General features: G+C 45.0%; 8 protein-coding genes. 3 read left to right on the forward strand and 5 right to left on the reverse strand.

Annotation, left to right across the window (positions count from 1 at the left end; all coding sequences use genetic code 11):
* Positions 1 to 389 precede the first annotated feature (389 nt).
* Genes H4O27_RS02710 through H4O27_RS02720 form a run of 3 tightly spaced genes read left to right on the forward strand, consistent with a single transcriptional unit; the run spans position 390 to position 8,167 of the window.
* Positions 390 to 1,685: an ATP-binding protein gene (locus H4O27_RS02710; protein ID WP_165008471.1), complete on the forward strand. Its 1,296-nt coding sequence runs from the start codon at positions 390 to 392 to the stop codon at positions 1,683 to 1,685.
* Between the two features lie 30 nt (positions 1,686 to 1,715).
* On the forward strand, positions 1,716 to 6,710 hold the full coding sequence (locus tag H4O27_RS02715) for an AAA domain-containing protein (protein WP_226883421.1): 4,995 nt from the start codon (positions 1,716 to 1,718) through the stop codon (positions 6,708 to 6,710).
* Positions 6,707 to 8,167 carry a hypothetical protein gene (locus tag H4O27_RS02720; protein ID WP_165008469.1) on the forward strand — a complete coding sequence of 487 codons (1,461 nt, stop codon included), beginning with the start codon at positions 6,707 to 6,709 and terminating at the stop codon, positions 8,165 to 8,167. Before H4O27_RS02715 ends, H4O27_RS02720 begins: the two co-directional genes overlap by 4 nt.
* Positions 8,168 to 8,486: 319 nt before the next feature.
* Here the strand turns inward: H4O27_RS02720 and gshA are convergent, their stop codons facing one another.
* The 5 genes from gshA to H4O27_RS02745 form a co-directional block, all read right to left on the reverse strand.
* Positions 8,487 to 10,034 (reverse strand): glutamate--cysteine ligase, encoded by a 1,548-nt coding sequence (gene gshA, locus H4O27_RS02725; protein ID WP_165008467.1) that lies wholly within the window; start codon positions 10,032 to 10,034, stop codon positions 8,487 to 8,489.
* A 248-nt stretch (positions 10,035 to 10,282) separates the two neighbouring features.
* Complete coding sequence (locus H4O27_RS02730; RefSeq protein ID WP_165008465.1) at positions 10,283 to 11,104, reverse strand: HpcH/HpaI aldolase/citrate lyase family protein; 822 nt, start codon at positions 11,102 to 11,104, stop codon at positions 10,283 to 10,285.
* Between the two features lie 108 nt (positions 11,105 to 11,212).
* Positions 11,213 to 13,201 (reverse strand): TRAP transporter permease, encoded by a 1,989-nt coding sequence (locus H4O27_RS02735; protein WP_165008463.1) that lies wholly within the window; start codon positions 13,199 to 13,201, stop codon positions 11,213 to 11,215.
* On the reverse strand, positions 13,198 to 13,641 hold the full coding sequence (locus tag H4O27_RS02740; RefSeq protein WP_165008460.1) for a DUF1850 domain-containing protein: 444 nt from the start codon (positions 13,639 to 13,641) through the stop codon (positions 13,198 to 13,200). The genes H4O27_RS02735 and H4O27_RS02740 overlap by 4 nt, the downstream gene beginning before the upstream one ends.
* 168 nt (positions 13,642 to 13,809) lie before the next feature.
* On the reverse strand, positions 13,810 to 14,805 hold the full coding sequence (locus tag H4O27_RS02745) for a TAXI family TRAP transporter solute-binding subunit (protein WP_165008458.1): 996 nt from the start codon (positions 14,803 to 14,805) through the stop codon (positions 13,810 to 13,812).
* Positions 14,806 to 14,851 lie beyond the last annotated feature (46 nt).

Here is a 14,851-nt window from a genome sequence, read left to right on the forward strand (position 1 = left end):
AATGCCGTCTGAGGGTTGAGTTTCAGACGGCATTGTTTGTAGGAAATTGTCAGGTTTTATGCAAAACAGCTTGTGTTTTTTGATCGAATGATTGCTTTAGGATTTTTGAGCATTATCAATAACCATGCGGCTTTGCAGTGCCTTTTGGCATTCTTTGACAACACTCAAAAATCCCAAAATGGGTCTTCAGGCAAAAAAGCAAAAGTGTAAACAATGCTAGGATTTTCTACACATTGTTATTTAAAAAAAACTCTGAAAAAAAACGCTCTTTTGCTTGCTACAAGCGGTCAAAAATCGCCAATTTTTTGCAACAATATCGTGTGAAGTTTTGTTTTTAGACAGGATCATTATTCTCTTGCCTACAAACATTCCTTAGAAAAAGTGTCATTATGCAACGAAAAATCATTCAATCCTTAGAAAAATGGAAGCAAAATCCTAGCCGTAAGCCTTTGATTATTCAAGGGGCAAGGCAGGTTGGAAAAACTTGGGCGATAAAGCATTTTGGCAAGCAGTCATTTGAACAAGTGGCGTATATCAATTTTGATAACAATAGCCGAATGAAAACCTTGTTTACCGGCGATTACGACATCAACCGCCTAATTCTTGGCTTAAAAATTGAAAGCGGTGTGGATATTCAAGCCCAAAACACGCTGATTATTTTTGATGAGGTGCAAGAAGTACCGCAGGCGTTGTCATCGCTCAAATACTTTTATGAAAACGCACCGCAGTTTTATATCGTGGCGGCAGGGTCGTTACCGGGCATATCGTTACATCATCAGGTTTCATTTCCTGTGGGCAAAGTGGATTTTCTGCCGATGTATCCGATGGATTTCCACGAATTTCTAACCGTACTTGGCAAGCAGGATTTGGTTGAATTGCTTAATATGCAAGATTGGGCGTTGATTGCTGCGATGAAAATGACCTATATTGATTTGTTGCGACAATACTATTTTGTCGGCGGAATGCCTGAAGCGGTGCAAACTTTTATTGATAGGCAAAATTTTGATGCGGTTCGCCAAGTGCAACGAAATCTATTGATGGCGTATGAACAGGATTTTTCCAAACATATTAAAGATGGGCAGACGGTGCAAAAAGTGCGGTCAATTTGGGCGTCCATTCCTGAACAACTTGCCAAAGAAAATAAAAAATTTATGTATTCACAGCTACAAAAAGGGGCGAGAAGCAAAGACTACGAGATCGCCTTACAATGGCTCAAAGACAGCGGTTTGGTGCATCGTGTGCCACGCATTAAAAAGCCCCATTTGCCACTTTCGGCATACCAAGATAACGCCTTTAAATTATACGCTTTGGACGTAGGGTTGCTGGCGGCACAAAGTCATTTAGATGTTAGCGTTTTGTTAGAGGGGAGCCGTATTTTTAGCGAATTTAAAGGGGCTTTAACCGAGCAATATGTGCTGCAACAGCTGATTGCCAACCAAGAAAACCCTGTTTTCTACTGGACAACGGAAAAAGGCACGGCGGAAGTGGATTTTGTGCTGCAACGTAAACAAGCAGTGATCCCGATTGAAGTGAAAGCCGAAGAAAATCTAAAAGCCAAAAGCCTGAAAGTCTATGTGGAACAGTTCCAGCCTGAACAAGCGATTCGTTTTTCAATGGCGGATTATCGTAAGCAAGATTGGCTGGTGAACGTGCCGTTGTATGGATGTGATATAACAAAAATTTGATAGAATATGCTGATATTTATTGTGAGGTGAATGATGGAAGTACAAGATTGGGGTGGTGGCTTAACTGCACACGAAGTAGAAGCAATTGAAAAAATTAAGCAAGCTTTTTCAGTTCCTGCTAATAGGACAAATCAACCCTTGAAAGGGGAAGGATTAAAAGTATTAGGGGCATTAAAATCTATGTTCCCTTGGAAAGGATATTCAGGTTTTCGCTTTGCCGACGTGAAAGAACACAAAGAAGGTGAATTTGACTTGGTAATTATTACGCATTGCAATGTATTGATTGTGGAATTAAAGCATTGGAATGGTGAATCGATTACTAATGATGGTTTACGCTGGTTCAAGGGAAAACAGGATATGGAGTATTCTCCTGTTGAGGTTACTCGGAAAAAATCCTACCTCCTAAAAAAGAAATTAGAAAAGTTTCGTGGGAAATTTGCCAATTCTACGGAGAAATTCCCTATTCCCAAAATAGAATTTTTGGTTGTGATGACAGGAAATTCTGATTTTAGTGGTTTATCAGATAAAGAAAAAATGCACACCATTAGTTTAAATGATTTTTTATTATTGGCTGATAATCAAAAATTTACGGAACAATTTGGAGAATATACAAAATATCCAAATAACCAAACATTAAATAATGATTTCTCTGTATTTGATGAAATTTTCAATGGTAATTCTGTTAAGCCCAAATCCATTAATACAAATGGCTATTATGCTGAAGATACGCCTATTTTTAATCACCCTAAACAGATTTTTCAAGAATATCTTGCTCAAACTGAAAATAAAAAACACCAAGATCAGGCGTTATTACGCCGTTGGAATTTTACTAAAATTAACCGCCCAGAGGCTCAAACTCCAGATGGTCGCTATCGTTTAGTTAGTCGTGAATATGATGTATTAAACCATATAAAACTACAAAATAAAGACTTATATCACACCTGTTTAAATTACAAATCCACACCGCAAAAAGGCGAGATTACTGCCGAACATATTGATTTGTTTGAATTTTTTCCGCAGCAAAAACGCTTTAATCAATTTGTCGGTGGTGTCAGTGGCGAGAATTTAAGCCAAGAACGTCGTTTGGGATTGGTGCAATTGTTGTTAGACAAATTTGCCCAGTTGCACAAAATAGGTATTGCTCATCGAGATTTGGGTGAACATAGCATTTGGCTGTCGGCAGACGATACCATTACTTTGTCAGGATTTGCAACAGCATATTTCAAAGATGAACAAACTGTTGGTGATATTCGTGAGATTTTGGAAGTATCAGGCGATTTGGCAAAAGATGCATTTAAACTTTCAGACAACATTAAACTTACCCCTTATCAATATGATGTGCGTTCATTGGCAGTGTTAGCTTGGCATATTATCAAAGCTGAGCGGATTTCTCCCGCTAGTATCACCGATATGAAAACAAAATTGAGTCAAGCAACCGAATGGTATAGTGATTTATTGCGAGAAGCATTATCTGAAAAAACCTTTAAAAGTGCTGTAGAGTTTTTGGATCAATTTAATCAACATAAACCCGAACAAGCGGTCGATTTTTCCTTTGATTTTGCAAAATTAGATCCATTTATCCACGATATCAACCATTCCCGTGCTTATCGTGAAGATAATGATTTTATTGTTGAAACCAGTGAAAAAGAAGTTTATCAATCTAACGGCTTATTGGTGAAAGCATGGCTGAATGCGGACCCGCAACAAGACCAAACCAAAGCACGAGTGGTATTAAATTGGTTGGAAAACATGGCGAAGCTGGCAAATTTATCGCCTGACTATGTGCCGAAAATCCGAGAATTTGGTATTGCCAAAAAATCTGGCTGCCTGTTTGCCGTGAGTGATTTTATTGATGGGCAGACATGGCAAGCGGTTTGTCAATTGGATTTGCCTGACGAACAGAAATTGACGATTATTCAAAAATTTATTCAGAATATTGAACATTTACACAGTTTGGGTTTTACGCACGGCGATTTGAAACCTGACAATGTGTTGGTAACGCTTGATGACGACAATATCCAGCTTCATATTTTGGATATTCTGGATTTTTCGTCAAGTGGACAAAGCCAGTTCAATACCGAATATTCGCCTGAATTTGACCACGCTACCGAAAAACAACGGGACAATTTTGCCGTCATGAAAATGGCGTGTGAGCTATTAGACGTAGCGTGGAATATGCCGTCTGAAAAACTTGCCAACATCAGCGATGTAGTACAGCAAGAATATTCAGACAGCCAAACAGCGTTTATTTCATTGGTTCGTTTTAAGGAAGCACTTAATCCAAAACCGACCATACCGATGATAAATATTACGGTTGGCGGGCGAGATTCGTTTTTACCGATTGAGATTTATCCTGAAAATGGCGAGTTGTTTGTTCAATTTGAAAAAAGCAAACAAGGCGATGTATTGGTGCAATTCATCGGTTTTGGTGGCGTGTTAAAAGTATTTTATTCTGTCCAAGATAAGCAATTTACTCACGCCTTATCTCCGATTGAACGTAGCTATATCAGCAAGCGAGACCGTGATAACAGTGTGATGAGTTTAAGACTTGGTCTGAATATTACTTATGGTCCTTATAGCGAAATGAAGGCACTCAATGACGCACTAAAAGATGATGAGCTATTTAACCAAACTATCAATCAATTCATTGATGAGCAAATTTCTAGGTTGCCTGAAAAAGAATTGATTGAGGAAGTTAAAGTTTTTGAAACTGATTTTGAAATAGAAATTGCCGATATTGATGCCACAGAACCACTAATTGAGCAACGCCCAAGTATTCAAAAATTGTGGCAAGCAATTTTGGATACGGAAACCGAAGCTTTACCGTCTGTTACTGCAAATGAAGCATTGCAAAAAACTGAAAATGGTGAGATCTATATCCCGTATGACGGTGAAATCAATCCAATTGATCAGTTTCAACGTGATGAAATCGTGGAAGCCATCGGTAAAAGTGAAGATGGCGAAAAAACATTTAAATATGGTGTAGTGGATATTGCTAAAAGCCAGTTAAATGAATTACATATCAAGCCGAAAAGCCTGACCAATTCAGCAAATAATATTCAAGCGGATACGCCTGTTTATCTGCAAAGTGTACAAAATAAAGCGTCATATAAACGCCGTAAAAATGCTTTGCAACGTATTTTAGACGGCGAAAGTGCAGTCAAAGGTTTGGTACATTATTTTGATGAAAGCTGTACGTTGCCGTCTGAAAAATACGATGTTCAAGTAAGTGATAAAGAATTTGCTCGTTATGACCAACCTGAAAAAGGTGTGAGTTTGAATGACGCACAGCGTATCGCTTTTCAAAAACTGATTGCCAATGGACCGCTCTCGTTATTACAAGGTCCGCCGGGAACGGGAAAAACCGAATTTATTTCGGCTTTTGTGCATTATCTGTTTGATGTGCAGAAAGTTCGTAATATTTTGCTGGTCAGCCAATCGCATGAAGCCGTGAATACGGCTGCCGAACGTATCCGTAAACACTGTCGGCGTTTGGGGACAGATTTGCAACTGGTGCGGTTTAGTAACCGTGAAGTAGCGGATTCGGAAATTCTGGAAGATGTGTTTTCGCCGAATTTAGTCAGCCAAAAACGAGCGCAATTAAATGTAAACAAGATTGGTAATATCTGTCAGCTTGGGCGCAGTATGGGGCTGCCTGAAAGCTATTTGCGTGAGCGTGCCGAATTGGCATTTGAGATGGGGACACAAATCCGCCGTTATCAAAAAATCGTCAAATCAAGTAAAGATGAAATTATTGATGAGGACGAAAAACGTTTACGTAAAAAATTAGAAAAAAGTATTAAAGAACAAGCTCAAACAAAGGGACTGCGTGAATTAGTGGAAATTGATGAGATTTTGCCGAAACTGATTGGAGAATTAAATCAAAAACACAATATTCAACCAAGTGAAGATGTACAGGCAGGCAAGCTTATTGATTTAACCCAAGATATGTTAGAAGCTCTTTCCAACGAACGCACCAATTATGATGAGTTTTTGGCTCGTTCCCGCCAGCTTGTGATTGGTACTTGCGTTGGTATTGGGCAAAAACATATCGGCATTGCCGATAATCTTTATGATTGGGTAATTGTGGACGAAGCGGCGCGTTCTATTTCCAGTGAATTGGCGATTGCAATGCAGTCTGGTACTCGGATTTTGCTGGTAGGCGATCATAAGCAGTTACCGCCGTTATATTCGGAAGAACATAAAAATGCACTAGCCCGTCGTTTGGGCATTTCCAAGCGTGGCGAAGAGTTAGATCAAGCATTGGGCAGTGATTTTGAACGGGTATTCCAATCCGAATATGGCAAGCAGACTTGTGCCACGCTCAAAATCCAATACCGCATGGCTCCTGCCATTGGTAGCTTGGTGTCATCTTGCTTTTACGGCAATGTTTTGGAAAACGGTAAACAGGACAGCGATGTGCCGAACAGTTATGACAAGCTGCCTGAAAAACTTAAAGCTTGCGTAACGTGGTTAGATACGGCTTCATTGCCGAAAGCGTATCACGAACAAGGCAAAAAAGGTAGTTTGTCCAACCGTGCCGAAGCCGATGTAATTATTGGTGTATTACAAGACTTGGCGGAAGATGAAACGTTTATGAACAGTAAAACCGTTCATAAATGCTTAGAAAAAAACGAACAAGCCATCGGTGTTATCTGTATGTATGGCGATCAGAAACAGTTGATTCGAAAAAAATTCAATGAACGCAGTTGGAGCGATGATTTCCGCCGTTTGGTTAAAATTGATAGTGTGGATAGCTATCAGGGTAAAGAAAACCGTGTGATTATATTGTCGCTGACACGCTACGATAAATCATACAGTACAGGCTTTTTACATTTGCCGAACCGTATCAATGTAGCCTTATCTCGTGCGATGGACAAACTTGTGATTGTCGGGGCAAAAACCGTATGGGAACAACCGAAAAACAGCAAAGCACCATTGGCAATGGTATTACGCTTTATGCAAGAACAAACAAATAAGCAATATTACGCCATTAAGACCTTAAAAAACGGAGCGAAAAAATGAATGAACAAAAAACGCCGTACAATCAAATAGATTTTGTAATCAAAGCTCCACGCTTCCGAATTGTGTTTTCGTATATGAGTGATAAAGGAGTGGCGTTTGTACGTGAATATTTATTGCGGTTACTTAAAATAACGCCATGCAAACCTGCACAAATTGCTCAATATTTCGGTTTCAATCAATACGAAACCGAAGTAGCTTTGGCAGATTTAGAGCAAAACAAATGGATTGTTTGGCGAGATGACGGTTTGATAGCCTTATCTGCGGAAGGTTTACGTTTGTTTCAAAACGATGGACAAGATTCTCCACAAATCCCCACATTAAAAGAATTGGGTGGCGAATACCGTATGGAGTTACTGGATAATAATTTTTTGCAGAAAAAAGATTGTGATAAAGTCCGTCAGCAAGCGATAGAATTGGATATTGAACCGAAAGTGTTATCCGAAAGCAGTGAAATTGCCCGAAAATCGTTTCAAAACCGTTTCCGCCAATTAATGGAAGATGATATCGTTGAGGTAAAAAATGAAAAGGGAGAGATTGAAAAAGATATTTCATTGTACAAAATTGATGTCATCGAACCCAAAGGCTCGCCTGAATATTTTCGTTTTACGCAGGCATTTGAGCTACTGCCTGAAACAGGCGAAGCCAAAGAACGCCACGATGTACAGACTATTATTCATCAGGATAATATCCGACAAGCCATTACCGCCCAGCTGGAACAGTTTGGTAATTATGATAATTTGCGTGAATTACGCAAAAGTATGGAAGAAATTGGTGATGATGATACCTTGAGAGTATTGTTTGGTGGACGATTTGATATTATTAAGTTTAAGAAAATTCAATATCAATTTGAGCAAGAAAAAGGCTTGTATTTTTTAGGGCAGATTTATCATCAATCAAAGAACAATAAGGAACCTCAATCAAAGAACAATCAGGAACCTCCTGATATGGTTTTTGATAAAATTGACACTATATTAGGTCAGCTTAAAAAAACATCAGAAACTAAAAAACTCTATTGGCTTGCACCAAGCGATATTTATTGGGCAAAACAACGCAAAATTCACGATAAACTGCAAAATTTGGTAGATAAGCAAAAACAAGGTTATGAATTCCGTTTGTATCTGCCATTATCCGACAAGCAAAACCAGCGTGAGCGTGAAAAGAAGAGGTGGCTAAATGAATTTAGAGATATTTCTGACGACAAAATCTTGTACGGATTTTGTGAAGGATTTTTGAACGGTAATACAGAAATTCTACTTTTAGAAGATAAATTTGCAGTGGTCTGTTATCACGCTAAATTAACAGGTTATCCTGTTACTCTACCGATTGGTTTTATGACAACAAAAACAGATAAAGTAAGACATATTATCGAATTGGCAGAAAAATATCTTAATTCAACAATATTCTCTGATATAGATGAGGGAGAGAAAAGAGATTTTGGACTATTGAGCAAACGTTAAAGTGATCCAAGCTATATAACACGCCATTTCTGGCATCGATCCGAGCGTTTGGCCGATTTTCTTCGCGCCGGTGCGGATTGGTTTGTACGGTTTGGTAGCGGTGTAAAGCTTCTTCAAATACCGGCGCACATAAAATCGACATCATTCCCGCGTAGGCGGGAATGACGATCTTTCTGTTTTTTACTGGTTGTTCATGGGGCAAAGATCTTAGCCTTTTATCGGATAAAATTTATCTTATTCTTTTGTAATCTGATTGATTCAGATAAAGAAAAACCATGCCGTCTGAAACGTTCAGACGGCATGGTTTTATTAATTGCTGTTAAACCGTTAATTTCGCCAAACACTCATGCAGCGGATTGAAATAGTTGGCCAAATAGTCGTCAAACGGGATTTCATCGGCGGCCTTCGCTTCGATTTCGGCAAATTCCTGCAAGGATTGTTGGCTTTGCGCTTCCAGTTCGGCTTGTACGTCTTCTGGCAGCGGTTGCTTTAAGGTTTCCAAATGTTGCGCGGTCAAGGCCATTGCCCACGGCAGGAACTCTTGTCCGGCCATTTCGGCTTGTACACGTTGCGGCAGGCGCAGGGTTTCGCCGCTGTTGGCGCGGATTTGGTTTTGTACGGCTTCGCGGTAGCCGATGTTTGCAGAACTTTGGTCAAGGCGCTCGGCAATCGGCAGGATTTCGTGCAGGATTTCATCCGCCCAATCTTGCGCGGAAATGCTGCGGCCGTTTTTAAACAGGCTGAACCCTTCGCTCAAGCCCAAGCAGGCGGTGCGCAGGCGGTTGTGGTTGGCTTCGTTGTAGTCGGCGGTGGTAAATGCGGGCGAATCTTTCAGCAAACACCACAGCATAAAGCCTTCCAAGAAATGGATTTGTTCCAGGCTGATGCCAGCAGGGTCATACGGATTGTTGTCGAGCAGGCGCAATTCGATATAGGCAATACCGCGTGCGCTCAAGGCGCTGATCGGCAGTTCGCCTTTTTTCATCACTTGTTTCGGACGTGCGCCGCTGTAATATTCGTTGGCGATTTGCAGGATATTGGTGCTGATTTGGCGGTAAGAACCGGCCGGGCCGCGCAAACCTAAGTATTCGTACACCGGCGCCGGAGTCAGCACTGCCGCACCCAAATCGCGGACGTATTCGTTCAAATGATTGAAGCTGACGCTGAAATCGACTTTGTTTTGGTAGCCGAGCTGGCTCATGCGCAGGGTAGTGGCGTTTTTCCAGGTAAAGCTTTGCTCGTGCAGACGGTCGAGCACATTTTGCGCCGGTTGGAAACTTTGGTCGCAGGCAGGGGCGGCGCCGAACAGGTGGCAAATCAGCCAGCCGTGGCGCTGGATGTTGCGAATCATGCCCATGTAGCGTTCGTTGCGCCAAGCGTCGGTCGGTTCCACGCCTTCTTGCTCGGCTAAGGCTGCCCACAAGTTTTCCGGAGGCGAATAGTTGAAATGCACGCCGGCAATCATTTGCATGGTGCGACCGTAGCGGTAAGAAAGGCCGACGCGGTAAAGGCGTTTCAATTTCGCGCCGTTGCTTTGGCCGAAGTAGCCGATTTCGATGTGTTCGGGGTTGTCGGGCAGACGGCAAGGCATGCTGGCCGCCCACATGCGTTCTTCACCGATGTTTTGCGCGCTGAATTGGTGTAATTCCAGAAGCTGCCGGTACACGGCTTTCGGGGATTGATGCGGATCGGTAACCAGTTCCAACAACGCTTCGCCATAATCGATGGTGATGTTCGGATGGGTATAGACGTTGCCCAAGGCTTCCGGGTGGCGTGTTCCGGCAAGGTGGCCGTCGGCGGTGGTGCGCAAGCTTTCACGCTCGATGCCGATGTTGCCGCCGGATAGTGGAAGGGTCTCGATGTTCATGTATGTTCCTTGGCAGAAAATGCGGGCTTCTGCGAAAAGTAGATATCGGGATGGCCGTTTGCTGCCATCAAACAAGGCAATTCTAGCACGGAACGGCAGCGGCGGAATATGGTTATGTGTGAGTGAACGGAGGATATTCAGACGGCCAAACGGTTATTCGCAAGCTATCTGTAAAGATAAGCGGATGAGATGGTTATCAGCAAAGTGATTTCAGACGGCATGAATAAAAATATCAGGCCGTCTGAACGTTAGCTTTGTCGCAAAATCCATTTTGCCCGCTCGATAACCGGCGCATCAATCATTTGCCCGTCCACTTGGAAAACTGCTTGGCCGTTGTGTTCTGCTTCGGCAACGACTTTGGCCGCAAAAGCCAACAAGTTTTCAGACGGCCTTAACGCTTCTTTTACCGCAGCAACTTGTTTCGGGTGGATACACAAAACCCCGCCGAAACCCATGTCGCGCCAGTATTCGGCATTGCGGCGGTTGGCTTCGTGGTCGTTGAAATCGGGGAAGGTGGTTTCGATGGGCGGATGCAGGTTGTTGATGCGACTGTGCAGCAGCATGTCGGTGCGCAAACGGTCGAACACGGTTTGCGCGGCGGCGGTGCCGTAGCTCATGCCCAAGTCATTGGCCAAATCCAAGCAGCCGTAGGTGAGTGCGAACAGGCCGTCTGAACGCGCCAATTGCCCCATATCGGCCATGCCTTGCGCCGATTCGATGTCGGCGATAACCGGCTTGCCGGCGGCATGGTACAGCGAAGAAATTTCGTCGGCGCGAACGGTTTTGGAAAGCAGTATCCCTTTGATTTCAGGCATAGTCTTTAGTGCCGCCACATCGTCCGCATAAAACGCGCTGCGCGGATTATTGATTCTGATCCATACCGAAGGCTGACCGGTCTGGCGGCAATATTCGGCGATGTTGGTGCGGGCGGCGGCTTTGTCTTCCGGTGCGACCGTATCTTCCCAGTCTGCAATCACTTCGTCCGCACCGCTGGCAAACGCTTTGGCAATCCGCTCAGGACGTGTGGCGGGAACGAACAGGAAAATTTTCGGAATCGGGCGGTTCAGCATGGCTCCTCCTTTGGTTTTTGATGGCTTTATGCGAAGCATTGTAGCGGATTTTGATGAAAACAGGCCGTCTGAAAACGCAGTTTTCAGACGGCCTGTTTATTTCAGCGATTAAGCAGCTTTGATTTGTTTTTTCGCCGCCCAAATATTCAAGCCCAAGATGGCGGCAACCATGGCGATACCGATTAAATCGGTCGTCAGTTCCGGCACAATCATCATCAGGCCGCCGGCAGCCAACGGCAGACGTTGCCATGTCGGAATGCCGGTTTTAAACCAACCCTCCACGGCGGCCGACAAACTCAATACGCCGACAATGGAAGTGATGCTTACCGATACAATTGTCCACCAATGCGGCAGCGGGAATTCGGTGGCGGTTACGGCGGTGCCGGCCACGTCAATCATCAGCATATTCGGGTTATACACAAACATAAACGGCACGATAAATCCGGCCAGCGCCAATTTGAGCGATTGGAAACCCGTTTTCATCGGGTCTCCACCCGCAATGCCTGCACCGGCAAAAGCAGCCAAAGCCACAGGCGGGGTGATGTTGGCGAAAATACCGAAATAGAACACAAACATATGCGCCACCAATACCGGTACGTCAAACGAAGCCAGCGCAGGGGCAGCCATGGTTGCGGTGATGATGTAGGCCGGAATCGACGGCAAGCCCATGCCCAAAATCATCGAGGCTATCATGGTCAGAAACAGGGTGAAAAACAGCGAACCTGCACCCAAGGTAACGATGGAAGAAGTCATTACCGTGCCGAAGCTGGTGAGGTTGACCACGCCAATCACAATGCCCACCACCACACATGCCGCCATCACCGACAGCGATTGTTTGGCACCGTCTTCCAAGGCGGCCAAAATATCGCGCCAGCCCATACGGGTTTGCGGGCGCAGCCAGCTGACGACGACCGTAATCGCAATGGTATAAGCCGCGGCATAGCCCACCGGCACGGATTCGGCCAACATGACTACCAGTGCGACAATCGGCAGCAGCATATGGCCGCGTGCTTTCAATACTTCTTTCAACCGTGGTAAATCGGCTTTCGGAATGCCTTTCAAGTCGCGTTTGCCGGCGCGGAAATGCACTTGCGCAATCACGCCCAAATAGTAAAGCAGAGCGGGCAACAGTGCCGCCAACGCAATGGTACTGTATTTCACGCCTGTTGTTTCAGCCATGATGAACGCAGCCGCCCCCATAATCGGCGGCAGAATCTGGCCGCCCACCGATGCGCTGGCTTCAACCGCACCTGCAAAATCTCGGTGGTAACCGATTTTCTTCATCAACGGAATGGTAAATGCACCCGTGCCGACCACATTGGCCACCGCAGCACCGTTGATGCTGCCCATAAAACCGCTGGAAATCACCGCCACTTTGGCAGGGCCGCCCTGTTTGTGTCCGGCCAATGCAAGCGCCATATCGTTAAACAATTGCCCCATACCGGAACGCGCCAAAAATGCGCCGAACAGGATAAACAGGAAAATAAACGTTACCGATGCACCGATGGCAGTGGAGTACAGACCTTCTGTTTTCAGGTAAAGTTGGCCGAAAATATCACCCAAATCATAAGGCCGGGTGAGCAGGCGGTCGGGCATGAAATCCATATGGCTGATAAACGGATAAGCTAAGAAGAGCAGCGCAAACACCGGTAAAATCCAGCCGGTAATGCGGCGTGCGGCTTCGATCACGACAACCGTGGTGATCATCGAAAACACGATATCGAGCGTGTTCGGAATGCCGCCGCGCACGGTCATAATTGCGTCGTATTGCCATATCAGATAGCCGGCGCCGGAGAATGCGGCGACAAACCACAGCCAATCATACCAAACCACTTTTTGGCGGCTGCTTTTTTGAGCCGGAGGATAAATCAGGAAAATCAGCGCACAGCCGGCGGCAACGTGAATCGAGCGTTGCAGCAGCGTGGGCATGGGAAAAAAGGTAATGTAAACGTGGAACAGCGAATACAACACCGCAATCGCACCGATGATGTAGCGTACGGTTGAGTTTTGCAGGGTACGCGTTACCGATTCGCGGTCGTATTTTTCTAAAATCTCTTGGCTGTCGGGTGCAGTATCGGTTTTCAGAGGTTCGGTCATAAACAGTGTCCAAAATAAATAAAGATGCGCGGCTTCTTAATGGGAGCGAGGCGCACGGCAGTATAATCGGGCAGGCTGGCAGCCAGCGGCCAAATCTGCCCGTCAACATGGATTTCACCCTGCATATTGCGCGAAACCGTCCAATTTAATTCGAGCAGTTTCAGACGGCCTTGCTGTGCCACAAAGCCTTTATCGGCGGCAACAGGCAGGCCGTCCGAAGGCATACCGGCACCGAAAGTCTGCATTTGCGTGCGCGTTAAGTGCAGCTTTTTGCCATCGGAACGGTATGATTCGCGCCAAAGCTGGTGTTCGACCGAGTGCCGCCATTGCAGCGTAAATTCAGGTGGCAGATAACATTGCCTGCCCTGCAACGATATTTCCACGGCAGCCTGCGGCCAAAGCATAAAGCCGGTGGCAGCAATCAGCAAAACGGCGGTCATGAAACGCAGCATAGGCAGGGAAAGGACAGATCCGGTTTTTCAGACGGCATGTGATAATCAGGCCGTCTGAAAACTTATTATCATGTTGATTAATCAAAATAAAAGCTTAAGCGTGAAACAGTTCAGACGGCCTGATGACTACCGGAGGCCGTCTGAAACACAAAACGCTTATTTGGCTTCGTCAAAATACTTTTTCGCACCCGGATGCATTGGAGCGACAAAGCCTTCTTTGGCAGTGGCCGGGTCGATTTCCTTAGCTGCTTGGTGTGCAGTTTGCAACACGCCCAGGTTGGCAAAGAATGATTTGGTCAGCTTATACACATCGTCTTCGCTCAATTCGCTACTCACCACCAAAGCATTGCGGATGGCGGCGGTCGGTATGTCTTCGGCGTTGCCGTAGGTACCTTTCGGAATATTCATCGCCACGAAATAAGGTTTGTCTTTGGCGATTTCTCTGATTTTGTCGGCAGGGATGGAGACCAGTTGCAAATCGAAACCTTGCTGCAATTCCATCAGCGACGAGTTTGGCAAGCCGCTGGTTAAAAATGCGGCATCGATTTTGCCGGCCTTCAGTGCATCGGCTGCCTCGGCGTAGCCCAAATAATCGATTTTCAAATCATCGTAGGTCATCCCGAAACCGTTAATCAGGTTGCGTGCGTTCACTTCAACGCCGGAATTTTGCGCGCCCACGGCCACACGTTTGCCGCGTAAGTCTTCCAGAGTTTTAATGCCGGATTTGGCCGAAGCCACGACTTGAACATAGTTCGGATACAACGCAGCAATTTGCGAAACGCTGCCGATTTTTTCTTTAAAGCTGTTTTGGCCGTTGACCGCATCGCTCAATACATCACTCATCACAAAGGCCATTTCGGCTTTTTTCTGATTGATTAGGTTGATATTTTCGACTGAAGCCCCGGTAGTTTGGGTTTTGGAATTGACGCCGAATTCTTTGGTATAGGCTTCGGCTAAAGAAGTGGCCAAGATATTGTAAGGGCCGGATGCGCCTCCTGTAGCGATGGTGACAAATTTGGTTTGCAGCTTGTCGGCAGCGGCGGCAGCGGCATTTTCTTTTGGTGCACTGCCGGCGGATTTACCGTTGTCGGAACAAGCGGTCAGGGCAAGTAATGCTGCGGCTGCAATGGCAGCGGAACGTTTGAATTTCATGATCTTTTCCTCTATGGTAAAAGGACGTTTGCTCATAGAAAAGCAG

The organism is Neisseria yangbaofengii (assembly GCF_014898075.1).
Taxonomy (GTDB): Bacteria; Pseudomonadota; Gammaproteobacteria; order Burkholderiales; family Neisseriaceae; genus Neisseria; species Neisseria yangbaofengii.

Coding starts and splice junctions, on each gene's coding strand:
- H4O27_RS02710 (WP_165008471.1), top strand. CDS start 390: ATGCAACGAAAAATCATTCAATCCTTAGAAAAATGGAAGCAAAATCCT.
- H4O27_RS02715 (WP_226883421.1), top strand. CDS start 1,716: ATGATGGAAGTACAAGATTGGGGTGGTGGCTTAACTGCACACGAAGTA.
- H4O27_RS02720 (WP_165008469.1), top strand. CDS start 6,707: ATGAATGAACAAAAAACGCCGTACAATCAAATAGATTTTGTAATCAAA.
- gshA (WP_165008467.1), bottom strand. CDS start 10,034: ATGAACATCGAGACCCTTCCACTATCCGGCGGCAACATCGGCATCGAG.
- H4O27_RS02730 (WP_165008465.1), bottom strand. CDS start 11,104: ATGCTGAACCGCCCGATTCCGAAAATTTTCCTGTTCGTTCCCGCCACA.
- H4O27_RS02735 (WP_165008463.1), bottom strand. CDS start 13,201: ATGACCGAACCTCTGAAAACCGATACTGCACCCGACAGCCAAGAGATT.
- H4O27_RS02740 (WP_165008460.1), bottom strand. CDS start 13,641: ATGACCGCCGTTTTGCTGATTGCTGCCACCGGCTTTATGCTTTGGCCG.
- H4O27_RS02745 (WP_165008458.1), bottom strand. CDS start 14,805: ATGAAATTCAAACGTTCCGCTGCCATTGCAGCCGCAGCATTACTTGCC.